The sequence below is a fragment of the Caulobacter sp. 73W genome (assembly GCF_041021955.1).
Taxonomy (GTDB): Bacteria; Pseudomonadota; Alphaproteobacteria; order Caulobacterales; family Caulobacteraceae; genus Caulobacter.
The window spans coordinates 1,748,257-1,769,704 of record NZ_CP158375.1 but is presented as its reverse complement, the minus strand read 5'-3'; the positions used below and the strand labels follow the sequence as shown (position 1 = coordinate 1,769,704).

At 66.2% G+C, this 21,448-nt stretch carries 20 protein-coding genes; 11 read left to right on the top strand and 9 right to left on the bottom strand.

Features of this window, described 5'->3' with window-relative positions; translation table 11 throughout:
- The first annotated feature begins 1 nt into the window (after position 1).
- The 7 genes from ABOZ73_RS08355 to ABOZ73_RS08325 all read left to right on the top strand — a co-directional run bounded on the left by ABOZ73_RS08355 (position 2) and on the right by ABOZ73_RS08325 (position 8,148).
- A complete protein-coding gene (locus ABOZ73_RS08355; RefSeq protein ID WP_369062286.1) occupies positions 2-1,249 on the top strand; it encodes a family 43 glycosylhydrolase in 1,248 nt (415 codons plus the stop codon).
- Positions 1,250-1,351: 102 nt separating this feature from the next.
- A complete protein-coding gene (locus ABOZ73_RS08350) occupies positions 1,352-2,458 on the top strand; it encodes a glycoside hydrolase family 105 protein (RefSeq protein WP_369062285.1) in 1,107 nt (368 codons plus the stop codon).
- A 13-nt stretch (positions 2,459-2,471) separates the two neighbouring features.
- On the top strand, positions 2,472-4,085 hold the full coding sequence (locus ABOZ73_RS08345; RefSeq protein ID WP_369062284.1) for an MFS transporter: 1,614 nt from the start codon (positions 2,472-2,474) through the stop codon (positions 4,083-4,085).
- Positions 4,086-4,106: 21 nt separating this feature from the next.
- On the top strand, positions 4,107-4,436 hold the full coding sequence (rhaM, locus tag ABOZ73_RS08340) for an L-rhamnose mutarotase (protein ID WP_369062283.1): 330 nt from the start codon (positions 4,107-4,109) through the stop codon (positions 4,434-4,436).
- Positions 4,437-4,515: 79 nt separating this feature from the next.
- On the top strand, positions 4,516-5,691 hold the full coding sequence (gene crtY, locus ABOZ73_RS08335) for a lycopene beta-cyclase CrtY (RefSeq protein WP_369062282.1): 1,176 nt from the start codon (positions 4,516-4,518) through the stop codon (positions 5,689-5,691).
- Positions 5,678-7,216: a phytoene desaturase gene (locus tag ABOZ73_RS08330; protein ID WP_369062281.1), complete on the top strand. Its 1,539-nt coding sequence runs from the start codon at positions 5,678-5,680 to the stop codon at positions 7,214-7,216. Before crtY ends, ABOZ73_RS08330 begins: the two co-directional genes overlap by 14 nt.
- A complete protein-coding gene (locus ABOZ73_RS08325) occupies positions 7,213-8,148 on the top strand; it encodes a phytoene/squalene synthase family protein (protein ID WP_369062280.1) in 936 nt (311 codons plus the stop codon). Before ABOZ73_RS08330 ends, ABOZ73_RS08325 begins: the two co-directional genes overlap by 4 nt.
- On the opposite strand, the gene ABOZ73_RS08320 is transcribed toward ABOZ73_RS08325, so the two are convergent.
- Complete coding sequence (locus ABOZ73_RS08320; protein WP_369062279.1) at positions 8,137-8,628, bottom strand: sterol desaturase family protein; 492 nt, start codon at positions 8,626-8,628, stop codon at positions 8,137-8,139. The genes ABOZ73_RS08325 and ABOZ73_RS08320 overlap by 12 nt on opposite strands.
- Before the next feature lie 9 nt (positions 8,629-8,637).
- On the bottom strand, positions 8,638-9,495 hold the full coding sequence (locus tag ABOZ73_RS08315) for a polyprenyl synthetase family protein (protein WP_369062278.1): 858 nt from the start codon (positions 9,493-9,495) through the stop codon (positions 8,638-8,640).
- Between the two features lie 93 nt (positions 9,496-9,588).
- Here ABOZ73_RS08315 and fni point away from each other — a divergent pair, with 93 nt between their 5' ends.
- Both fni and ABOZ73_RS08305 read left to right on the top strand, forming a co-directional pair.
- Positions 9,589-10,641, top strand: a complete 1,053-nt coding sequence (fni, locus tag ABOZ73_RS08310; RefSeq protein ID WP_369062277.1) for a type 2 isopentenyl-diphosphate Delta-isomerase — start codon at positions 9,589-9,591, stop codon at positions 10,639-10,641.
- Between the two features lie 13 nt (positions 10,642-10,654).
- A complete protein-coding gene (locus tag ABOZ73_RS08305) occupies positions 10,655-11,920 on the top strand; it encodes a glycosyltransferase (protein ID WP_369062276.1) in 1,266 nt (421 codons plus the stop codon).
- Here ABOZ73_RS08305 and ABOZ73_RS08300 read toward each other — a convergent pair.
- The 5 genes from ABOZ73_RS08300 to ABOZ73_RS08280 all read right to left on the bottom strand — a co-directional run bounded on the left by ABOZ73_RS08300 (position 11,874) and on the right by ABOZ73_RS08280 (position 14,501).
- Positions 11,874-12,257 carry a DUF2141 domain-containing protein gene (locus ABOZ73_RS08300; protein WP_369062506.1) on the bottom strand — a complete coding sequence of 128 codons (384 nt, stop codon included), beginning with the start codon at positions 12,255-12,257 and terminating at the stop codon, positions 11,874-11,876. The two genes, ABOZ73_RS08305 and ABOZ73_RS08300, sit on opposite strands and share 47 nt — an antisense overlap.
- Positions 12,258-12,573: 316 nt before the next feature.
- Entirely contained in the window at positions 12,574-12,828 is a 255-nt protein-coding gene (locus tag ABOZ73_RS08295; RefSeq protein ID WP_369062275.1) for a hypothetical protein, read from the bottom strand.
- Between the two features lie 12 nt (positions 12,829-12,840).
- Complete coding sequence (locus ABOZ73_RS08290) at positions 12,841-13,476, bottom strand: OmpA family protein (protein ID WP_369062274.1); 636 nt, start codon at positions 13,474-13,476, stop codon at positions 12,841-12,843.
- Positions 13,473-14,024, bottom strand: coding sequence for a hypothetical protein (locus ABOZ73_RS08285; RefSeq protein WP_369062273.1), 552 nt, complete (start codon positions 14,022-14,024; stop codon positions 13,473-13,475). Before ABOZ73_RS08285 ends, ABOZ73_RS08290 begins: the two co-directional genes overlap by 4 nt.
- Before the next feature lie 255 nt (positions 14,025-14,279).
- Positions 14,280-14,501 (bottom strand): hypothetical protein, encoded by a 222-nt coding sequence (locus tag ABOZ73_RS08280; protein ID WP_369062272.1) that lies wholly within the window; start codon positions 14,499-14,501, stop codon positions 14,280-14,282.
- A 237-nt stretch (positions 14,502-14,738) separates the two neighbouring features.
- On the opposite strand from ABOZ73_RS08280, the gene ABOZ73_RS08275 reads away from it, so the two are divergent.
- Both ABOZ73_RS08275 and ABOZ73_RS08270 read left to right on the top strand, forming a co-directional pair.
- Positions 14,739-15,578, top strand: coding sequence for an MBL fold metallo-hydrolase (locus ABOZ73_RS08275; RefSeq protein WP_369062271.1), 840 nt, complete (start codon positions 14,739-14,741; stop codon positions 15,576-15,578).
- Between the two features lie 8 nt (positions 15,579-15,586).
- Complete coding sequence (locus tag ABOZ73_RS08270; protein ID WP_369062269.1) at positions 15,587-16,507, top strand: alpha/beta fold hydrolase; 921 nt, start codon at positions 15,587-15,589, stop codon at positions 16,505-16,507.
- A gap of 71 nt (positions 16,508-16,578) precedes the next feature.
- On the opposite strand, the gene ABOZ73_RS08265 is transcribed toward ABOZ73_RS08270, so the two are convergent.
- Together ABOZ73_RS08265 and ABOZ73_RS08260 are read right to left on the bottom strand one after the other, a co-directional pair.
- Entirely contained in the window at positions 16,579-16,782 is a 204-nt protein-coding gene (locus ABOZ73_RS08265) for a hypothetical protein (protein ID WP_369062268.1), read from the bottom strand.
- A 359-nt stretch (positions 16,783-17,141) separates the two neighbouring features.
- Positions 17,142-21,119, bottom strand: coding sequence for an Ig-like domain-containing protein (locus tag ABOZ73_RS08260; protein ID WP_369062266.1), 3,978 nt, complete (start codon positions 21,117-21,119; stop codon positions 17,142-17,144).
- Between the last annotated feature and the right edge of the window lie 329 nt (positions 21,120-21,448).

Genomic DNA, 21,448 nt, shown 5'->3' with positions numbered 1-21,448 from the left:
CATGATCCATACCCTCCTGCGTCGCCGCGAACTTTGCCTGGGCGTGGCCGCCGCCGCCTTCGCGCCCGCCATCGCCTCCAAGGCCTGGGCGCAGACCGTCTATGGCGATGCGCCGCCGCCTCCAGGCCGGCCCCTGGCGGACGATGTGGACAACAGCCGACGCATCATCCCCGCCCCCAGGTCCGACTACTGGCCCTATAGCGGGATCAGCGGGGCTGGAGCGCCCGTCACGCGCCGCACGCAGGGCGGCGGCTGGGTGTCGGGCATGCCCGACGTCCGCTACCAGGGACCTGAGCCGCGCACCTATCCGACCGCGCCCTGGGGCGGCTCGTCCTCAGGCTCGGTGGTGAAGGACGGCCTCCTGCCGCCGATCCGCCCCATCTGGGACGCCCATATCCGCGACACCATCATCCGCCCCGCGCCGGACGGCAGCTACTACATGACCGGCTCGACGGGCGACAACATCTGGGCGGTCAATGACGGGGTCGAGCTTTGGCGCTCGCGCGATCTTGCGACCTGGGACTATCTGGGCCTGGTCTGGAGCATCGACCGCGACGGAACCTGGGAGAAGAACTGGACCATGCGCAAGGGCGTGCCCTTCCGCGCCATCTGGGCTCCGGAGATCCACTACGTCGCCGGCTCGTGGGTGATCTGCACCTCGATCAGCGGCGTCGGCGTCGGCCTGCTCAAGAGCATCTCGGGCAAGCCCGAAGGGCCCTACAAGGCGGTGATCTCCGACACCGCCCCGATCAGGGGCAGCATCGACTCCACCCTGTTCGAGGATGACAACGGACGGGTGTGGCTGACCTTCGGGGCGGCCGAGGCGGTACGCGAGATCAAGCGTGATTTCAGCGCCTTCGCCGGCGACTGGATCCCCCTCGTCTATGATGACAGCGTGGTCCATACCGACGCTCAAGGGCGCCGACGCATGGGCTTTGAGGGCGCCACGCTCTTCAAGCGCGACGGCCGCTACTACCTGGGCGTCGTGCACAAGACCGAAGGCCGCTACTCCTTCGCCTTCGCCATGTCCGACAAACTCCTTGGCCCCTATCACACCAAGCACGAGGGCGTGCCGGGCGGGGGCGGGGGCAATGTCTTCAAGGACCACAAGGGCCGCTGGTGGCAAACCTATTTCGGCAACGACGACGCGGCGCCCTTCCGCGAGAAGCCGGGCTTGGTGCGCATCGATTTCGACGCCGCCGGCAAGATCGTGGTCGCCAAAGACCAGCCGTTCTTGGTCATGGCCTAAGGACGGCGACGTCGGTTGCTGTGGCGTCGCGCTCGTCCGTCTCCTAGAGGAGCCATGAGCGCCATATCGGCGCGCCGCCTTTGAGTGTTGTTGGAGTTCTCGATGCCCAATCTCATCCACGATCTTGCCTATGCGGATGTACGCGACGCCATCGCGCGGCTGACCGACAACCTGGTCAACATCAAGGACGAGTCCGGCGAGTTCCTGCTGCGCCTGGATGACGGCCGGGTGATCGACACCAAAGGCTGGAACGACTGGGAATGGACCCACGGGATCGGCCTTTACGGCCTCTACAAGTTCTTCGAACAGACCGGCGATCCGGCCACCTTGCAGATCATGCTCGACTGGTTCGAAAACCGGTTCGCGGCCGGCACGCCGACCAAGAACATCAACACCGTCTCGCCGTTCCTGACCCTGGCCTATCTCTATGAGCAGACCGGCGACCAGACCTATCTTCCCTATCTGGACGCCTGGGCCGAATGGCTGATGGACGGCCTGCCGCGCACCGAGGAAGGCGGCTTCCAGCACATCGTCTTCAATGACGAGAACCCGCAGGAGCTGTGGGACGACACCTTGATGATGAGCGTCCTGCCGCTGGCCAAGATCGGCCTGCTGCTGGGGCGCGACCACTATGTGGAGGAGGCCAAGAAGCAGTTCCTCATTCACATCAAGTACCTGTTCGACCGCAAGTCGGGCCTGTGGTTCCACGGCTGGACATTTCTCGGGCGCCATAACTTCGCCGACGCCCTTTGGGCCCGCGGAAATTGCTGGGTGACCATCGCCATCCCCGAGTTCATCGAGCTTCTGGACCTGCCGCCCGAGGACAGCTTGCGCCGCTTCCTGATCGAGACGCTGGAGGCCCAGATCAAGGCCCTGGCCGCCCATCAGCATGACAGCGGCCTCTGGCGCACCTTGATCCCCGATGAGACCAGCTACCTGGAGGCCTCGGCCACGGCGGGCTTCGCCTATGGCGTCCTCAAAGCGGTGCGCAAACGCTATGTCGGCGCCGAGTACGAGGCGATGGCGGTCAAGGCGGTCAAGGGCGTTCTGGCCAACATCTCGCCTGACGGCGAGCTGCAGCAGGTGTCGTTCGGCACCCCGGTCTTCGACGACCAGCAGGGCTACCGCGACATCCCCCTGACCTCCATGCCCTATGGCCAGTCGCTGGCCATCCTGTGCCTGGCCGAATTCATGCGCCAGTACATCTGAGCCGAGCCACGACATGACCTCCCACGCGCAGCCTCGGCCTCGTATTCCCCGCTGGTGGAACTATTGGGGCTGGGGCTCCGGCGACGTCCTTGGCGCCGGGGCGCAGGCGGTCATCACCGGCTGGCTGTTCTACTTCTTCACCCGGTTCTGCGACCTGACGCCGGTGGAGGCGGGGCTGATCCTGGGTCTTCCGCGCCTTCTGGAGGCCGTCAGCTGCCCGCTGATCGGCTATCTGTCTGACAATCTTCGCCATACCTGGATCGGGCGGCGGGTGGGGCGGCGCAAGATCTTCCTGCTGATCACCATCCCTCTGCTGCCCAGCTTCGCTCTGATCTTCGTGACGGGCCAGAGCTTCTACTACTACCTGGCGACCTTCATCGTCTTTGAGCTCCTCTACACGATGTTCCTCATTCCGTGGGAGACGCTCGCGGCGGAGATGACCAAGGACTACAAAGCCAAGGCCAAGTTCGCCGGCGCGCGGCTTTTGACCGGCCAGGCCTCGGCCATCGCCGCCTCCTATCTGCCCACCTTGATCATCAACGCCGTCGGGGGCCGGGACTCGGCGCAGACCTTCTTCACCATGGGGGCGATCTTCGGCCTGGCCTTCAGCGCGGTCGTCGTTCTGGTCGTGTGCCTGAGCTGGGAGCGGCCCTACACCGAAGAAGAAAGGGCGCTTTCGCCAGAGCCGTTCAGCCTCAGGGCGGCGGCGCTGATCCCGGTGCGCATGTTCGGCGATCTCTTCTCCACCTTGAAGATTCGGGCCTTTCGCCAGCATCTGTCGATCTATCTTGGGGGCTACATCTCCCAGGACATCTTCAACACCGCCTTCCCGATCTTCGTGGCGACTGTCATGGCCGGCGCGACGGTGATGATCTCGCAGATGATGACCACCATGTACGCCGCCCAGCTGGTCTCGGTGATGATCGCCATCAATGTGGTGATCCGCATCGGGCCGTCGGCCGCCTACAAGATCGCCATCGGCTGTTTCAGCGCCGCCCTGCTCATGCTGGCGGCCGTCTATGCGATCCGGCCGACCGTGCCGCAAGGCGACATTGCGGGCGCTCCCGGCGCGGCCTCGATCCTCTGGTTGCTCGGCCCCGTCATCCTGGCGGGCCTAGGGCGCGGCACGCTCAACTTCGTGCCCTGGTCGGTCTACAACTACCTGCCGGACGTCGATGAGGCGGTCACCGGCCAGCGGCGCGAAGGCATCTTCGCCGGGGTCATGACCCTGGTGCGCAAAGTCGCCCAATCGGGCGCCATCATCCTTGCCGGTTGGATCATCGAGCTAGGCGGCTATGCGGCGCCCGCTGCGGGGGGCGCGGCCGTCGCCCAGAGCCCACAGGCCGTGGCCACCGTGGCTTGGCTGCTGATCGCCGGGCCGATCGTCGTCATGCTGCTGGGCCTCGCCGGCTCCTGGCGTTTTGGACTGAATGCGTGCAGCCACCAGATCCTGATGGACGAGATCGAACATCTGCGCGGCGGGGCGCAAACCCCGTCGAGCCCCCAGGCCGGCAAGGTGCTCGAGGATCTGACCGGGACATCCTACGAGCGGCTTTGGGGGCGCGGCGCAGCGGCGCGTCCCGCAGCCGAGCCGATGGATCCTGGGCCCGGCGGCCTGCAGGTCTGATCCAGATTGCGAGGAGCCAAGATGAGCCAACAGACCGAGACCGTCGCCTTTCGGATGAACCTCAACCCGGGGCACGCCGCCGAGTACAAGCGCCGCCATGACGACATCTGGCCGGAGCTATCCTCGGCGCTGATCGAAGCGGGGGTGATCGACTATCAGATATTTCTGGACCCGCTATCGGGTCACCTCTTTGCAATTTTGACCCGCAGGACCGACCACACCATGGGCGATCTGCCACGGACCGAGATCATGCAGCGGTGGTGGGCGATGATGGCCGACATCATGCAGGCGGGCGCTGACAACGTTCCGGTGCAGGTCGATCTTGCGCCGGTCTTCCACCTGCGCCGCTGAAGGGCGCGGCGTTCCCCTCATAATCAAGCGGAACCATTCGCGGCCAATGGGCTTCTTGTCCGATAGGGCGGAGGCGTACATGGACCGGCGTGACTTTGACGTGCTGCTGGTCGGCGCCGGCCTCGCCAATGGGCTGATCGCCCTGGAACTGGCTGACCGCTATCCCCAAAAACGCATTGCGCTGGTCGACCCCACCGGCCTGGAGGCCGCAGTCGCCCACACCTGGTGCCTCTTTCGAACAGACGCGCCGGATCAGTACTGGGCGCGTCTTGAACGCCTGACCGAAGCGCGATGGGATGGATACGACGTCGCGTTCCCAGATCGGTCGCGGCGGCTTGCTACCGGATATGCCTGCCTGACAGGCGAGCGCCTGGCCGCGGCGCTTCGGGAGCAGCCGCAAATTGAGATCATCGTCGGCGCGGCGGCGCAGGTCCGGGCCGACGGGGTCACCTTGGAAGACGACGCGCAGCTCACTGCGCCCCTCGTCATCGACGGTCGCGGCGCGCGGGCCTCCGAGCATCTGCAGATCGGCTTCCAGAAGTTTGTCGGGCTGGAGCTTAGGCTAAAGCGGCCGCATGGCCTGCAGCGGCCCATCGTGATGGACGCCACCGTGCTCCAGAACGGAGACTACCGGTTCATCTATGTGCTGCCGCTGGGGCCTGACCGACTATTGGTCGAGGACACCCGCTACGCCGACACCCCCTCCCTGGAGACGCCGGCCCTGGAGACGGCGGTCCTACGTTACGCCCGCGCCCGCCGCTGGATGGTCGCCAACATCATCCGGCGCGAGACGGGTGTCTTGCCTGTCGCCTTAGACGGCGACATCGACGCCTATCTCGACCAAGCGGGCAACCCCGCCGCCCAAGTCGGCCTGCGCGGAGCTTTCTTCCATCCCACAACGGGCTACTCGCTGCCGGACGCCTTGGCGGTGGCCGCGCTCGTCGCCGAGGCGGCCGACGGCGGCACAGAGGCTGTGGCGAAGCTCCTTCGCGAGCGTTCACGCAGGCTTTGGCGCGAGCGGGGCTTCTACCGGCTGTTGAACCGCATGCTCTTCAGGGCGGCGAAGGGCGATCAGCGGTACCGCGTTCTTGAGCGCTTCTATGGCCTGCCCGAGCCTGTGATCGAACGCTTCTATGCCGCGCGCTCGACCCTGCGCGACAAGGCGCGCGTCCTTTGCGGCCGTCCGCCCGTACCTGTCTTGCGCGCCCTTAAAGCCGCGCCCCCCGCCTGGAGATCCGCCCATGCCCGCGCCTAGCGCCATCGTCATCGGTTCGGGCTTTGGCGGCTTGGCCGCCGCCATCCGCCTGCAGTCCATGGGTATGAGAACCACGCTGATCGAAGCGCGCGAGCGCGCCGGCGGCCGCGCCTATGTCTACGAACAGGATGGCTTCACCTTCGACGCCGGGCCGACGGTGATCACCGACCCCTCCAGTCTGGAGGAGCTCTTCGCGCTCTCGGGACGGCGCATGAGCGACTATGTGGAGATGCTGCCGGTCGAGCCCTTCTACCGGCTGCTTTGGGAAGACGGCGTGGTCTTTGATTACGTCAACGATCAGGCCGAGCTGGATCGGCAAATCCAGGCGCTCAATCCGCCGGACGTCGCCGGCTATCGCCGCTTCCTGGCCTATTCGCAAAAGGTCTTCGAGGAAGGTTATCTGAAGCTGGGGCACGTGGCGTTCCTCGATCCCGGCTCGATGCTCAAGGCCGCGCCGCGGCTGATGCAGCTTCAGGCCTGGCGCAGCGTCTATTCGATGGTCGCGCGGTTTGTGAAAGAGCCGCATCTGCGCCAGGCCCTGTCGTTTCACACCCTGCTGGTGGGCGGCAATCCCTTCGCCAGCTCGTCGATCTACGCCCTTATCCACGCCCTGGAGCGAAAATGGGGGGTTTGGTTCCCACGCGGCGGCACCGGCGCCTTGGTCCAGGGCTTGGTGCGCCTCTTCCAGGATCTGGGCGGACAGGTGCGGCTAGCCTCACCCGTGCAGCAGATCACGACGGCCGACGAGCGCGTTACGGGGGTGCGCCTGGCCTGCGGGGAGACCCTGCAAGCCGACCTTGTGGTCAGCAACGCCGACGTGATGCACACCTACGCCGCCTTGCTGAAGGACCAACCGCGCGGACGCGCCATGGGCCGGCGGTTGGCCCGGCGGCGGTTTTCAATGTCGCTTTTCGTTGTTTATTTCGGGCTCAAGCGGCGGCATGAGCATCTGCGTCATCACACCATCCTCTTTGGCCCCGAGTACAAGAGCCTGGTGGACGATATCTGCGGGGCCAAACCCCTGCGCGAGGATTTCTCGATCTACCTGCACTCGCCTAGCGTCACCGATGAGACCCTCGCCCCCGAGGGCTGTTCAACGCACTACGCCCTGGTGCCGGTGCCAAATCTTCGCCAGCCGATCGACTGGGCGGCCGAAGGGCCGCGCTTCGCCGACAAGATCCTGGCCTCTTTGGAGGCGCGGGCCATTCCGGGCCTGCGCGAGGACTTGGCGACCTTGAAAATCTTCACGCCGGACGACTTCAAGAGCCAGCTCAACGCCCATCTGGGCGCCGCCTTCTCCTTGGAGCCCATTCTCAGCCAAAGCGCCTATTTCCGGGTCCACAATCGCGACGCCGCCTTGCGCAATCTCTATTTCGTCGGCGCGGGCACCCACCCCGGTGCAGGCGTCCCTGGCGTCGTCGGTTCGGCCAAGGCCACCGCCCGTGTCATCGCCGAGGATCTTCGCGAGCGGGGGATCGACCTGGCTGTCAGACCCGACGCCGCGGCGGCGGCGGATGCGGCGTGAGCGACGCGGTCGTCGAGCACGGCAAGGCTTCTATCGAGCAGGGCTCCACCAGCTTTGCGGCGGCCTCCAAGTTGTTCGGAAAGTCCCTGCGTCAGGACGTCTGGCAGTTCTACGCCTGGTGCCGCCACTGCGATGATGAGATCGACGGGCAGGATCATGGCGGCGTCCTGACGCCCATCACCGACCAAGAGCGCCGCGCGCGCTTGGAGCGGCTGCGGATCAGGACGCGCCAGGCCCTGGCGGGCGAGACCATGGATGAGCCGGCTTTCGCGGCCTTCTCGCGGGTGGCGCTTAAGCACCGCCTCGATCCGGCCTGGCCCGACGCGCTGCTGGACGGCTTCGCCATGGACGTGGAGGCGCGCAAGTTCGTCCGTGGCGATGAGACCCTTCAATACTGCTGGGGCGTGGCGGGCGTGGTCGGCGTGATGATGGCCGCCATCATGGGCGCGCGGGACGAAGCGGTTTTGCGAAGGGCTCAGGATCTTGGCCTGGCCTTTCAGCTGACCAACATCTGCCGTGACGTGCGAGAGGATGCGCTGGGCGGGCGGGTCTATCTACCGGCTGAGGCCTTGACGAAGCAAGGCGCGCCCGCCGACCCGCAAGATCTATTGGACCCGGCGCACCAGGCGGCTGTCTTCGCTGTGGTGCGCGACCAGCTACGTCTAGCCGAGGCCTACTACGACAGCGCCCGTGTCGGACTTCGCGCTCTGCCGTTTCGCGGCGCCTTGGCGGTAGCCGCCGCAAGGCGGATCTATCGGCGTATTGGCCGCGATATTTTGAAGGTCGGTCCAAGCGCTCTGCAGACCCGCCGCCGTGTCGCCAAGCCGATGATGGCCGGCCTGTTGGTCCTTGGCCTGATCGATGCGCTATGGAGCCGCCTGGAAGCCCCCTTTGGGCCGCCGCCCCGCGCGGACCTTTGGTCACGCGTCTAGGCGTGTATCCTGCCGTTGGCGCTTGAGCTTGTCCGCGAGCCGCTGGGGATCCATCGGCCACAAAAAGCCGAAGGAGACGGCGCCGTCCTTGCCGTGATGAAGGTGGTGCAGGTGATGCGCCTGGACCAGCCGAAGCAGGTAGCCCTGCCTTGGCTTGACCGGCAGCCAAAAGCGGCGGTGAACCAGGCCGTCATGAACTAGGGCGTAGAGAGCGCCGTAGGCGGTCACGCCGGCGGCGCAATAGGTGAGGGCGGCGATCTTCGTGGCGGCGCCAAGGGCGAAAAGGCCGATGGCCAAGGCGGCGAAGACGACCGCGAACAGGTCGTTGAGCTCAAAGGCTCCCAGGCGCGGCTCGTGGTGCGAGCGGTGCCAGCGCCACATGGGGCCATGCATGATGTAACGATGGGTCGCCCAGGCGACGCCCTCCATGGCCGCCAGGGCGGCGATGAACCAGCCGATATTGGCTGCGATGCTCCACATGGCGCCAGCCTACGCCGCCACGGGCGAGACCAGAAGCTCCAGGTAGCCGTCCATGGTCGCAAGCTGCGGCGGGCCCTGCCTGAGGGTCTGGCGAGCGCGCTCCATGCGGCGCTCGGCCTCAAGCCTTGCTCCGTCGGCGCCGAGCGCCGACAGCAGGTTGCTGGCCGGCCGCTGGCCTTCCAATTCGTTGCGGTCGATCAGGTCGTCAATGGCCTGGAACGCCAGGCCAAGCTCGCACCCGAAAAGCCGCAGGGTCTCGCGCGCCTCGGCGGTGGCGCCGGCCGCCAAGGCGCCGATCTCGACGGCGGCCACGAAGAGGACGCCGGTCTTCTCATGGTGAAGCTTGCTGAGCTCGTCGAAGGAGCGGCTGTCGCAAGCGAGCAAATCCCGATCCTGCCCGCCGATCAGTCCGTTGACCCCGACCGACCGCGACAGCACCGCGATCATCTCGACCCGCGCGGCCTTCGGCAGGGCCTCGGCCTTGGCGATCACCGCATAGGCCTCGTTGAGCAGACCGACCCCGGCGAGGACGGCCACGTCCTGGCCAAACAGGCGGTGAACGCTCGGCTCGCCTCGACGCTCGTCCGCGTCGTCCATGCACGGAAGATCGTCGAGCACCAGGGACGCCGCATGCACCATCTCCAGGGCGCAGGCGGCGGGCATTGCGTTTGAGGCAGGGCAGCCCAACTGCCCCGCCGCCAGGAGCGTCAGCAGCGGTCGGATGCGTTTGCCGGGCGACAACAGAGCGTGGCGCATGGCGGCGGCGACGCGGTTCTGCGGCGCGCCGGCCGGCGTGATCTGACCAAGAGCGGCGTCTACGTCTTTTCGCAGGCGGCCAAGTTGCGCAAGCCGAGCTGGACCGTCCATGGCGTCTCCTGCGCGCTCGCGAAGTTTCTTTGGCACGTAATGGTCGCAACGGCGTTCCCATAGTCTAGGTTCCGTGGGGCGAAGTTTTCGGTGATGAACGACAGCGAGGCGATCGTCCGCCGCAAGGACGAGCATCTGGACATCGCCCTGGCGCAGCAGGCCCAAGCCGGCCGGGCCAACGCCTTCGACGCCTACGCCTTCGACCACAACGCCTTGCCGGAGATCGGCTTTGATCAGGTGGATCTTGGCGTGCGTTTCCTGGACTGGTCTTTGCGCCTGCCGTTCCTCATAAGCTCGATGACGGGCGGCCCCGCGCGCGGTCAGGCCATCAACGCCAATCTGGCCGAGGCCGCCGAGCATCTTGGGATCGCCTTGGCGGTTGGTTCTCAACGCGTGGCGCTGGAGGGGGCCGGCGCGGCGGGGATCGACAAGACGCTGCGGCGCCGGATCCCGACCGCGCCGCTGCTGGGCAATCTGGGCGCCGCGCAGCTGGTTCTGGGCTACGGCGTCGATGAGGCGCGCCGCGCCATCGAGATGATCGGCGCCGACGGTCTGATCATCCATCTTAATCCGTTGCAGGAGGCTGTGCAGCCGGGCGGCGACCGCGACTGGCGCGGCGTGCTCAGCGCCATTGAGATGATCTGCGCGCGCATCGACGCGCCGGTCTTGGTCAAGGAGGTGGGCGCAGGGCTCTCGGCCGGCGTGGCCCGCCGTCTGCGTGACGCCGGGGTCGCCGCCCTGGATGTGGCCGGCCGCGGAGGCACCTCCTGGTCGGGCATCGAGGCCGAAAGAACCGCTGACCCCGCCGCCCGCCAGGCCGCCGCGCCCTTCCGCGACTGGGGCATACCCACCCCGCGCGCCTTGGAGGAGGTTCGCAGCGCCTTGCCCGATACGCCGCTGATCGGCTCGGGTGGCGTGCGTCACGGCCTGGACGCCGCCAAGGCGCTGCGGTTGGGCGCCGATCTTGTGGGACAGGCTGGCGCCGTGCTCGAGGCGGCGCTGGTCTCGGCCGAGGCGGTCGTTGGTCATTTCGACATCATGGCCCAGCAACTGCGCATCTGCTGCTTCGCCACGGGCTCCCCCGATCTGGACCGCCTTCGCCAAGCCCGCCTGGTGCGCCATGCGCTTCCTGTTCACGACGTTTGAAGGCGGGGGCCATGTGCCGCCTCCCTTGGCCGTGGCCAGCGCGTTGCAGGCGCGCGGCCACGAGATTCTGTTCGTCTCCGATGAAGCCAATCGCGCCGCAGCCGAGGCTCTGGAGCTGAACTTCCAGCCCTGGCGACAGGCGCCTAATCGACTGACGCTCGGTGACGGCGACGATCCATTGCGCGACTGGAAGCCTCGGCTGCCGCCCGCGGTCGTCAAGGCTGTCTGCAAGGGCGTCATCGGCGGTCCGGCCGGCGCCTACGCCGCCGACGCGACAGCCTTGATCGGCAGCTTCGCACCCGACGTGGTGGTCTCCAACGAGTTGCTGTTCGGGGTGATGATGGCCGCCGAGGCCGCTGGTCTTCCTCTGGCGCTTTTGACCTCCAACGTGTGGTGCTTCCCCACCCGCGCTGATCAGCCGCCCTTCGGTCCAGGCTTTGCGCCGGCGCAGAACGCCTTCGAACTTCGCCGCGAGACGGTCGCTCGCCGGCTGATCGCAGGCTGGTACGATGTCGCGCTTGGCGACCTGAACAAGGCTCGCGCCGGGCTAGGCCTTGCGCCGCTCCAGCGCGCCCTTGATCAGTTGGCGGCGGCAGATCAAATCCTACTCGGTGTCAGTCAGGCGTTCGACTATGAGGCGCAGGAGCCGCCCAAGCCCTTTTCCTATGTAGGGCCATTGGGGCGCCGGCCCGCTTGGGCGGAGACGACAGAGGCGGACGCGATGCTGATCGATGACCGGCGTCGCAACATCCTGGTGTCGTTCAGCACCACCCACCAAGGCCAGTCGGCGACCGTCAGACGCGTGGTGCGAGCCCTGACCAGGATCGACGCGCATGCCATCATCACCCTGGGTCCAGCCTTGGCGGGTTTGCACCTTCCGGCCGCCTCGAACATCACCGTGGTCGAGCAGGCCGATCATGACCGGCTTGTCCCGCTATGCGATCTCATCATTTGCCACGGGGGGCACGGCACGGTTCTGCGTCCCCTGTCGCACGGCAAGCCGGTCGTCGTGATCCCCACTGGACGCGACCAGCCAGACAACGCCGCACGCGTCGCCTTCGCCAAGGTGGGCGTGCGCCTGCCGCGCTGGGCGGGGACGCGCCGCATCCGCAAGGCGGTCCGAGACGTACTGGCCGACAGCGCCTACGGACGGGCCGCTGCGCGGCTGGCGACAAAGCTGGCGGCGGATAATGTCGGCCCCATCCGCGCCGTCGAGGCCCTGGAGGCGATGGCTAACGTAGACGGATCGACTGCTGGAGCCCTTCGGCGGGCAGGGTGAACCTGGCGGCCTCCCAGGACGGCGGACCAAAGCGGCCTCGGCTGTTGTTGGAGAACCCGTAAGGCTCCGTGGGCAACCCGATCGGCAAGGTGTTCAGCTTCAGGTCGCTGTTGCGGTCGTGATAGGCCATCACGCCGTACTGGCCCGCGGGCAGATCGACCACGACCGGACTTCCGACCCTCGCTACGCCGCTGCGTAGTGGCGGACCGCGGCGCGCCCAGGCTGCGGCGTCGCTGTGGATGGCCCAGGCGATCTGACCTACAGGTTTCAGATCAGGGAAGTTGAGCTGCAGGCTCGCCGCGCGGGCGGGAAGGGCCAGGCCTGCACCCAATCCCACGGCGAAGAGGCCGATGCACAGTGCTGCGAGCCTGGCGCGGCGGCGCGCGGCCGAAATTGCGTGACGTCGCACGGGTCCAACCGGCGGCGGGTTTTCGAGCCATGTCCAAAGATCCGCCTGGGGGAAGACGGCCCGCCGCTGCGCTGAGGTGATGTGAGGCGCGGCTTGCGGCCGCCTCAGATAAAGGCTGAGCTCTGCGGCGCTCGTAGGCGTTGGATCGCGTCTCAAGCGCAAACCTCAAAAAGCTGCGACCTTGGTCTAATACTCGCCCAGCAGGCATGTTCCCAAGGCCGCCATCGCGGCGTTGGCAAGGATGCTAGCTGCGCTGCGCCACTACCCAGGCCGCCAGCGCGGCCAAGACGATCAAGGCGATGATGCGGGCGATCCAAGGCGCGGTCACAAAGAGCCCAAGGACGGTGAAGCCCGACTTCACCGACTGTGGCCGGGTCAGGGCGTCCTTGAACGTGCCGGGCGTGCTAGAGCCGCCGGCTATGGGATGGCCGCAGCCTGGGCAGGCGACGGCGGCCTCGGACACCTGTCTTTTGCAGGCGGGGCAGGGCTTCAGCGCCATCGTGCTTTCCTCCTAGCCGCCTGCGGGGGCGATGCGGATTTCGACCCGCCGGTTCTTGGCGCGGCCTTCGGGGTCGTCCTGGCCGTCGGGCTTTTGGTTAGGGGCTGCCGGTTGAGCTTCGCCAAAACCCTTGGCTTCGAGCGGGCGCGACGCCGCGCTGGACAGGCGGTCCGCCACCGCCCTGGCGCGCTTGAGCGAGAGGCCTTGATTGTATGCGTCATCGCCCTTGGCGTCGGTATGGCCGGCGATCGTCACCTGGGCGCGCGGATAGCTGCGCAGCAACTCAGCCGCCTTGGAAAGGGACGGCTCGGCCTCGCCGCGGATCGCCGCGCTGTCGAAGGCGAAGAGCACGTCCGTGGGTAGGTCCACGACGATGTCGCCATCGCTTCGCCGGGCCTCAAGCTGCGACAGCAAAGAGCGGGTGGTCTCGACGCGCTCGGGAGCGACCTCTGACGGCTCAAAAACACTCTGGAACGTGCTTTGCGGCGAGGCCCTCTCGAAGGTCGAGCGTGGGGCGTCGGGGGCGCGCACGAAGGTGGAGGCCATTCCAGCGGCGCTGCCCTTCATGACGCGCACGGTCAGTGCGGAGGCGCCGCCGCCGGCGAAGGCGGCGAAGGCCATGGCGCCGACGAGGATGCGGCCGATCATCCCGCGGCCCGCGCGGCCTGAAGCGGAACATCCAGGCGCAGGAACGGGCCGATGATGCTGTCGGAGGAAGAGCCTTCGTTGAACACCACGGAAATGCTTTGGGCGTCACGCGGCACGGCGCCCATGAAGACCAGCCGGCCGTTCATGGTGTCGCCGTTGACGATGTTCATGTTCGGATTGCCCTCGGGCGCCTTGAGCATCAGCTTTTGGCCGTTGGGCAGAGCGATATAGGTCGGATTGCTCGCCATCTCGACATTGTTGGTCATCTTGCTGGCGAAGGAGATGGAGACGTCGAGCACGGTGGCGTCTTCGGCCAGATCGACATTCTTGACCCGCACCGTGGCGCCGACCTCGGTCACGCCTTGCACATCGACCGCTACCGAGCGCGTCTGGCGCGGCGTCGCAGTCACGGGGGCGTTGGGGTTGGCGGCTGCCTGCCCCGATGCCGCGCCTGTCGCGTCCGCCGCCTCATCCTTGGGCGAGCACGCCGCCAGGGTCAAAGCGGATGCGGCGGCGATGAAGGCAAGGCGATAGGCGGCGACAGCCATGAGGCGCTCCCGTGAAGTGGTCCGCGCGCCATCAACCTCGGCCGCGCGCCTTCAAAACTCCCTTGCGCCCGAAAGGCTCCGCTTGACGTCCAGGGAGGCCGAGGATGGGGCGGGCAGACAGCCGCAAGGTGTCAGTGTCGGCGCCGGCGATGCCGGCGTGGAAGAGCGGGCCGTGGTGCGGCCTGACCGGCTAGGATCATACTTGGCGGTTGCGTGTGGGGCGCGCAGGCCAGGGCCTCACACGCTCATGGACGTTCAGGAATCGAAAGCTTTGCGATCTATGCGCGCGGTCGCCACGGCGGACGCTAAACCGACAAGGTCGTCCGTGCTCAGATGCTGAGCGATCTCCGTAAGCGCGCGGATGCGAATGGCGCTCGCCACCGGATTTGGTCGCGCGGCGGCGGCGCTCAAGGCGCCAAGTTCTTGCGACAGGGATACCGCCCACGGGCTCGTGGACTGACGAGTCTGGATGTTCATCACGCAATCCTCCCAAGCAAGAAGCGTGGCCATACGGACTAAGGTTCCGGCCAGAGCCGGGGGTGTGACCTCACGTCGCGGGCCTAGTCGCGGGCGATCATGGGCTCGCTCGCGCAAGGGTCTTCGCGCTTGAGAGGGTAGGCCGGTGAGTGCCCGCTGCGCCCGTCGCCCTTCGGGAAGTCCACAACGGTTCGGAACTAGCAAAGGCCCCCAGCACTTGCCGCCGCGGGAGCCCACATGCACATCCATCACCTCAACTGCGGAACGGACTGCCCCTTTGGCGGAGCCTTCTTCGATGGCCGCAGCCGCGGTCCGCTAGCGCGTCTGGTCTGCCATTGTCTCCTCATAGAAACGCCCTCGTCGGGTCTTGTGCTGGTGGATACCGGCTACGGTCTGCGCGATGTCGCCAAACCTTTCCCAAGGATCAGTCTGCCCTTCGCCGCGCTCCTCAATGTGCGACTTCGCGAGGAAGAGACGGCTATCCGCCAGATCGAACGGCTCGGATATCAGGCGAGCGACGTTCGCCACATCGTCCTGACCCATCTGGATTTTGACCATGCCGGCGGGCTGCACGACTTTGCGCACGCTCGCGTGCATGTGACGCGCTCGGAACTGGAAACCTTCCAAAGCCGCCGACGCGGCTTCGTCATGCGCCAGCGCTACCGGCCCATGCAGGTTGAGGGCGTGACAGATTGGCGTGCCTATGAGGCCACGGGCGACCGATGGTTCGGATTTGAAGCCACGCGTGGACTGGACGGACTACCGCCTGAGATCCTGCTCGTCCCGTTGCGGGGTCACACCTACGGCCACGCCGGGGTGGCGGTCGCCTCGGGCGACGGCTGGCTGCTCCACGCCGGCGATGCGTACTTCCATCGTGACGAAGTGCGATCGCCGCGGCGCCGTTGCACGCCCGGACTTCGGCTCTACCAAAACCTGATGGAGGTCGATCGAGCGGCGCGCCTGACCAATCAAGACAGGCTCCGGCGTCTAAGCTGCGAGGAGCGCTCTCAATTGCGCATCATCAGCGCCCACGATCCTGTGGAGTTCGAAGCCGCGGCCTCTGGAGCCCCTTTGTGAGGCCCAACATGCTGTCGCCGCCAAATGAACGCCCCATAAGCGAGGCCACGTTGCTTGAGCGGACCGGCCAGCTTGAGCCGCGTCGGCACGTGGATCTCGAACCGGGTTTGCGGCTGGCCTACGCTGATCGCGGGCAGGGGCGGACGGTGGTCTTGCTCCACGGGCTTTTGACGACGCTTGAAGACATGATGCTCGCCTTGGGTCCAGCGCTGGATCGGCGTCGCGTGCTCGCCTTCGATCGGCCGGGACTGGGCCAAAGCCGACGTCGTCGCGGCCTGGACGCGGGCGTCGCTCGGCAAGCTCAACACCTTTGGGCTGCGCTCGATAAACTGCAGGTGCGCAAGCCGCTCATTGTCGGCCATTCCTTCGGGGCCACTGTCGCCCTGGCCATGGCCATGCGGCGGCCCGATGACACCGCCGGGGTCGTCGCCCTCGCCCCCATCGTCTCGCCAGAGCCGCGCCTTGAGCATGCGATCTTCGCACCCCGAGGGTTTGCCTTCTCGGAATTCGGGCTTGTCCAAGCGTGTCGCTACGTCTCGGACCGGCTGCTGCTGCCCCTGCTTTGGCGTGCGATGTACCTGCCTCAGCCGATGCCGCCGGCGGTGGAGGAGACCTTCCCATTCGCACTCGCCGGTTCGGACAGGGCGACGCTCTTCACCGGGGAGGACAGCTTCGCCGGCATCGCCGATCTCTACGGTCTGCTGCGCGATGCGCCGGCTTGTCGAACGCCCATCGAGATCTTGACCGGGGATCAGGACGCGGTGGTGGACTATCGGCGCCATAGCGCGATGGCGGCGGAAATCCTGCCGAAGGCCGACCTTCACGTCTCGCCCGGTCTTGGGCATATGCTTCATCACTTCGCGCCTGAGCGGATCATCATTGCTCTTGAGGCCCTCGAGAGAAGGTCGACCGCAACCCCGCCTGCCTGAGCAACAAAGAACGCTTGAGCGAAGCAGGCTTGGCGCTGGTCAGCCCCTTTGCTCGTGACTACCCCGCCTCGTCAAAAGCCTTCGCCAGGAATGACCGCGGTCACAGGGGCGCGCTTGAGCTTTACGCCCCGATACACAGCTTCGTCCCCGTCGGTCGACTGGATGCCGGGCTCGGCGATCAACGCCGTCCAACGGTCTTCAGGGACCAGAAGCACCAGATCGACGGCGCCGTCGTGCTGGTCGATTTCCTGATCGAGGTCCTGTCGCAGGTTCATGGCATGCTCCCAATGGCTATGGGGCGAAACTGCCGGTTTTAGGGGATGTTCCAGCGCCACGGCGGCGCGCCGCACCACTGGTGGGCGCCGCGGAAATCCATGCTAGGCGAGCATCCGCCGGTCGGCCGCGCCAAGCTGCGGCGGCCAGGCCTACGGCGCATCGATCCAGATCCAGGCCGGTCCGTGTTCGCCTTCGACGAACGCCAACCGTGTCCGTTCGTGAAGCTTTGAGCCCCTCGATCACACCCTGCGCCCTAGGCGTTTCCCCAGCGTCGAGGTCGACAACATCGTCAGGAGGCGTTCACCATCCCAGCCGAGGGAAGGCGGTAACCGACACCGCCTATCCTCGGACCGTCGCCCTAGCCAAGATGCTGACCACCCACCAGATCCACCTGATAGGCAGGCGTCCCGTCGAAGGTGTCTTCCACGAAGCCCCGGCTGGCGTCGTAGTAGCGGCCGACCTTGGCTTCGAAGCCGGCCTGCATGAGGTAGCCGATCATGGCCGCCTTACCGCCCAGGTCCGAGCCGGCGAAGGCGTCAAAATAGCCCTCTTGGCTGGCGATCCAGGCCAGGGCCGCATCGACGTTGATCCCCGCCGCGCGCGCCGCGTCCAGACCGATGACCATGTCATAGGCCGCTCGCACCGAGGCCTGGAAATCCAGCGCGCCGAACTTCGCCGCGAACGCCACGCGGCCCTCGCCCTCCATGCCCAGGCTGACCGCGAAATTGATGAAGCGGTTCACCTCGTTGAAGCGGGCGTAGTAGGCGTCGGTCAGGTCGTTGGCGTTGGCTGGGCTGTCGATCAGCCAGGCCATCCCCGCCGCGGACGGGGTCGAGCCGGTGAAGAACTGATAGGCTGACAGCGCCACGCCGGAGGTGGGCGCCGATAGGTCTACGACGCCGTCGATCAGGCCGTCGCGGGTGATCAGCCCAGCTTCGAAGCGGGCGATCAGGCCGGCCAGCTTCATCGCCGTCTCGTAGGCGGGATTGGCCACCACGGACCCATCGGCCAGGGTGATGGTCGGCGCGGTCGCCTTGGGCGAGTTGGGCTGCAATCCCGCGGCCGCGGCGAAGGCGTCGCGGATCTCGCCCGGCGTGAATTCGGGCGCCGGCGGCTGTACCGGCGGCTCTTCGGTGGTCGGCGGCGCCGGGGTGGTCACCGCCGCCGTGTCGGCGGAGGACACCGCCTCGGGGGAGCCGTAGTCATCGACGTATCGGGCCACGACGCTGATGGCCTTGCCCAGATGGTCCGGAGTGATGATCAGACTGGCGCCCGTCTCTCCGATAAGATCGACCCCGCCCGCGCGCCATTGATAGGTGATGGTCCCAAGCCCATCGGCATCGGCCACAGTGCTAGCGGCCTCGAGCTTCTGACCGACGGTCGGTGATCCGGTGATGATGACCGAACCGGTCGGGGCGCTATTGGCTCGGATTTCGACGTCCAGCGCAGGCCCGCGGGGACCCTCGTTTCCGAAGGCGTCGGTGATGGCGACGCTGATCTGGTGGACGCCAGGATCGAGCGTGTCGCTGACGATCGACCAGGCTCCGTTCGTGGCGACGGCCGTCCCGATGACATCGGCGCCCGAATAGAGGGTGACGGTGGCGCCCGCCTCGGCCGAGCCGACAAAGGTGGGCGTCCTGTCGGACGTGATGTTGTCGCTATTGGAGGGCCCCGTATCGCTGGCGGCGTCCAGGTTTGGCGCCGCCGGCGCGTCGGGAGCGCGCGTATCGAAGGTCAGGGCCGGGGTGTGGCCCGATCCCCCGTTGTTGCCCGCGACGTCGATGTAAGAGCCGGCCCCGACCGTGATTTGCGCGGTCGAAGCGTTCAGATCCGCGGTTGGTCTGAACTGGGCTGTGAAGATGCGCCCCCCGGCCTGCGCCGTAAAATCACTTAGCTGTCCGCCGATCACGCCGATGTCCGCGAGCGTGAAGCCCTCGACAGGCTCGTCGAAGGTGAAGGTGATCGTCGCGGTCTCATCGATCTTGAGGCGATCGACGCTGCTGGTGATGACCAGGTTTGGCGGCGTATAGTCGATGGTGACGGCAAGGCCGCTGCTGACGGACGATTCATTTCCGGCGGGGTCGACCGCCCGGGCGCTGATGGTGTGCGAGCCTTGCCCAAGCGCGACCACGGGGGCGATGGCGAACGCGCCGTCGACCGCCGTTCCCGACCCGATCACGTTGTCCTGGCCGTCATAGAGGGTGACTGTCGAGCCGGACTCCGCAACGCCTACAAAGGTTGGCCGGTTGTTGGCGGTTACGCCATCGCCCTGGAGGCCTGTATCGGCGCCGGCCGCCAAGGCGAGGGTCGGCGCCGACGGCGCTCGGGTGTCGTAGTCGATCGCGGGCGAGCTGTCGGCCAGGCTGGCGTTGCCGGCGGCGTCGAAGAAGCGACCCGCCGCGATCCAGATGGCGGCCCTACCCGCATTGAGGCCATCGGTGGGGGTGAATGTCGCGGTGTAGACCGTTCCGGACCCCGACAGCGCGCTCAAGGTCCCTCCAGCGACCTCCAGGTCGCTGGCCTGGAAGCCTATCGGCTCCTCACTGAAGGTGAAGGTGATCGTGGCGGTTTGGCCCTGCTTGAGCTGGCTTGCGCTTGAGCTGATGTTCACGGTCGGCGGTTTGGCGTCGATGATGAGGCCCGATAGCGAAGGCAGGCGTCCCGTGAGTGAGAGGTTGGCGTTATTGCCCGCCGCATCCTGGATGGTGGAGCCATTCAGGGAGATGCCGGTGATTTCGATGCCGTCCAGATCCTCTTGGCCCGCCTGGACAGAATAGCGATAGCTGATCGAGTTTGCGGTGGATCCAGCGAAAACAGCGCTCACCGACGCGCCGTTGATGTCGAGGCCAAGCGTGCTTGCGGAGTTTGAGGCTGTGATGTTCTCGTCGAACGTCACGGTGAAGAGCAGTAAAGCGCCCTGGCTATAGCGCCCCTCCACAGGGGCGCTCACCGAGGCGACGCCGGGCGCTTTGCCGTCGATGCGAACGGACGCCAAAGATGGCGCATGACCGACGAGGGATAGATTGGCGTCGTTGCCAGCAGCGTCGCGGATCGTCGTGGTGTTGAGTGTGATGGCGCCGCCGAGCGCAATTCCGTCGGCGTCCAGATCACCCGGTCGCACCGTGTAGCTGTACCTTATGGTGTTGCCGAGCGCGTCCACAAACGTGGCGGCGCGCGGATCCTGGCCGACGACCAGCCAAAGCACGCTGTCGTTTCCCGTGACGTTGACGTTCTCATCGAAGGTCACGGTGAAATTGAGCTGCTGGCCGGCGACGTAGGTGGCGTTCGCCGGCACGCTCACATTGCCGCTCACAACGGGTGCTGTGGTGTCGATCAGCACGCCCGCCGTCGAGGGCAGATGGCCGGTCAGGGACAGGACGGCGTTGTTGCCAACCGCATCGCGAATCGTCGTGCCGCCAAGCGAAATCGCGTCGATCGTAATGCCGTTGGCGTCACTGTCTCCGGCCTGAACGGTGTAGGCGTAGATGATCGAATTTGCCGTTTTGGAATGGTAAGCGGCGCTGCGCGCCATGCCGCCTATGTCTAGGCCAAGGGTGCTGTCGTTTCCCGTAATGACGACGTTGTCGTTGAACGTGACCGTGAAGTACAGGATCTCTCCCGCGCGGTAGGTATCATTGGGCGGCACGGCTATATTGCCGCTGACGGCGGGGGCGATGGCGTCGACCCGCACGCCGGCCAGAGATGGCAAATGCCCGGCCAAACTGAGATCAGCGTTGTTGCCAGCGCGGTCTTGGATGGTGGAGCTTCCGAGCGATAACCCCCGGATGGCGATCCCATCGGTGTCAAGGTCGCCAGGTTGGACCACGTAGCTGTAGGTGATCGATCTACCAGCCGTTCCAGCGAATGTGGCTGTGCGGGGGGCGACGCCGATCGTTAGCTCCAGGGTACTGTCATTGCCGGCGAAGTAGACATTGTCGTCGAACGTCACGGTGAAGCTTAGCGTCTCTCCAACGCCATAGGTCTTGCCGGCGGGAGGCACGATCGTCCCAGCGATGGCGGGGATCACGCCATCGAGGGTGTAGGCGAAGCTCTCAATGGGACCCTCCTCACCCACGCCGTTGACGACGCGCGCCAGGATGGCGTGAGATCCCCCTGCCAAGGTGGCTGTCGTCGAAAAGCTGGTCGGCCCGCCGGTCGTCGGCGCCCAGTTGGCGCCGTTATCGAAGGACAGCTGGACGCGCTCGTCGCCTACCAAGGCCGGGCTAATTGTTCCGCTGATCGTTTGAGCCGCGACGCTTGTGATGCGGTCGACGTTGGAGATCCCGCGGTCGGCGTTGAATGTGAGGGTGGTCACTGTGGTGGCGAGGGCGGCCATGGGCGAAGTTCCTGGTGGGCGCGATCAGCGATCGGAGACATCGCGCCGAAGCATCGGGGAGCGGACCCGTCGGTCCTTGGAAGGTCGTGTGAAGCTTTGAGAATTGAAGCTCTCGGCCTAGCCGGCCGACTTGCATCCTAGGGGCGCTTGACTGTTCGGTACGTCGGCTAGGAGACGCAACAAGGACCTTCAGATGAAAGGATCCCATTCCTCCACTCGTTTGGGCTGTAGAGATTGTTCATAGCGGCCGCGCTCATCTGGCCAAATGCGGCCAGTTACTCAAAATGAGGTAACGTTGGAATTCGAGTGCGTTGGCGAAAGGGTCCGCA

Excerpts from the sequence above, each read along its gene's own strand:
- ABOZ73_RS08355 (WP_369062286.1), top strand. The coding sequence starts at position 2 with ATGATCCATACCCTCCTGCGTCGCCGCGAACTTTGCCTGGGCGTGGCC.
- ABOZ73_RS08350 (WP_369062285.1), top strand. The coding sequence starts at position 1,352 with ATGCCCAATCTCATCCACGATCTTGCCTATGCGGATGTACGCGACGCC.
- ABOZ73_RS08345 (WP_369062284.1), top strand. The coding sequence starts at position 2,472 with ATGACCTCCCACGCGCAGCCTCGGCCTCGTATTCCCCGCTGGTGGAAC.
- rhaM (WP_369062283.1), top strand. The coding sequence starts at position 4,107 with ATGAGCCAACAGACCGAGACCGTCGCCTTTCGGATGAACCTCAACCCG.
- crtY (WP_369062282.1), top strand. The coding sequence starts at position 4,516 with ATGGACCGGCGTGACTTTGACGTGCTGCTGGTCGGCGCCGGCCTCGCC.
- ABOZ73_RS08330 (WP_369062281.1), top strand. The coding sequence starts at position 5,678 with ATGCCCGCGCCTAGCGCCATCGTCATCGGTTCGGGCTTTGGCGGCTTG.
- ABOZ73_RS08320 (WP_369062279.1), bottom strand. The coding sequence starts at position 8,628 with ATGTGGAGCATCGCAGCCAATATCGGCTGGTTCATCGCCGCCCTGGCG.
- ABOZ73_RS08315 (WP_369062278.1), bottom strand. The coding sequence starts at position 9,495 with ATGGACGGTCCAGCTCGGCTTGCGCAACTTGGCCGCCTGCGAAAAGAC.
- fni (WP_369062277.1), top strand. The coding sequence starts at position 9,589 with ATGAACGACAGCGAGGCGATCGTCCGCCGCAAGGACGAGCATCTGGAC.
- ABOZ73_RS08295 (WP_369062275.1), bottom strand. The coding sequence starts at position 12,828 with ATGGCGCTGAAGCCCTGCCCCGCCTGCAAAAGACAGGTGTCCGAGGCC.
- ABOZ73_RS08290 (WP_369062274.1), bottom strand. The coding sequence starts at position 13,476 with ATGATCGGCCGCATCCTCGTCGGCGCCATGGCCTTCGCCGCCTTCGCC.
- ABOZ73_RS08285 (WP_369062273.1), bottom strand. The coding sequence starts at position 14,024 with ATGGCTGTCGCCGCCTATCGCCTTGCCTTCATCGCCGCCGCATCCGCT.
- ABOZ73_RS08280 (WP_369062272.1), bottom strand. The coding sequence starts at position 14,501 with ATGAACATCCAGACTCGTCAGTCCACGAGCCCGTGGGCGGTATCCCTG.
- ABOZ73_RS08275 (WP_369062271.1), top strand. The coding sequence starts at position 14,739 with ATGCACATCCATCACCTCAACTGCGGAACGGACTGCCCCTTTGGCGGA.
- ABOZ73_RS08270 (WP_369062269.1), top strand. The coding sequence starts at position 15,587 with ATGCTGTCGCCGCCAAATGAACGCCCCATAAGCGAGGCCACGTTGCTT.
- ABOZ73_RS08265 (WP_369062268.1), bottom strand. The coding sequence starts at position 16,782 with ATGAACCTGCGACAGGACCTCGATCAGGAAATCGACCAGCACGACGGC.
- ABOZ73_RS08260 (WP_369062266.1), bottom strand. The coding sequence starts at position 21,119 with ATGGCCGCCCTCGCCACCACAGTGACCACCCTCACATTCAACGCCGAC.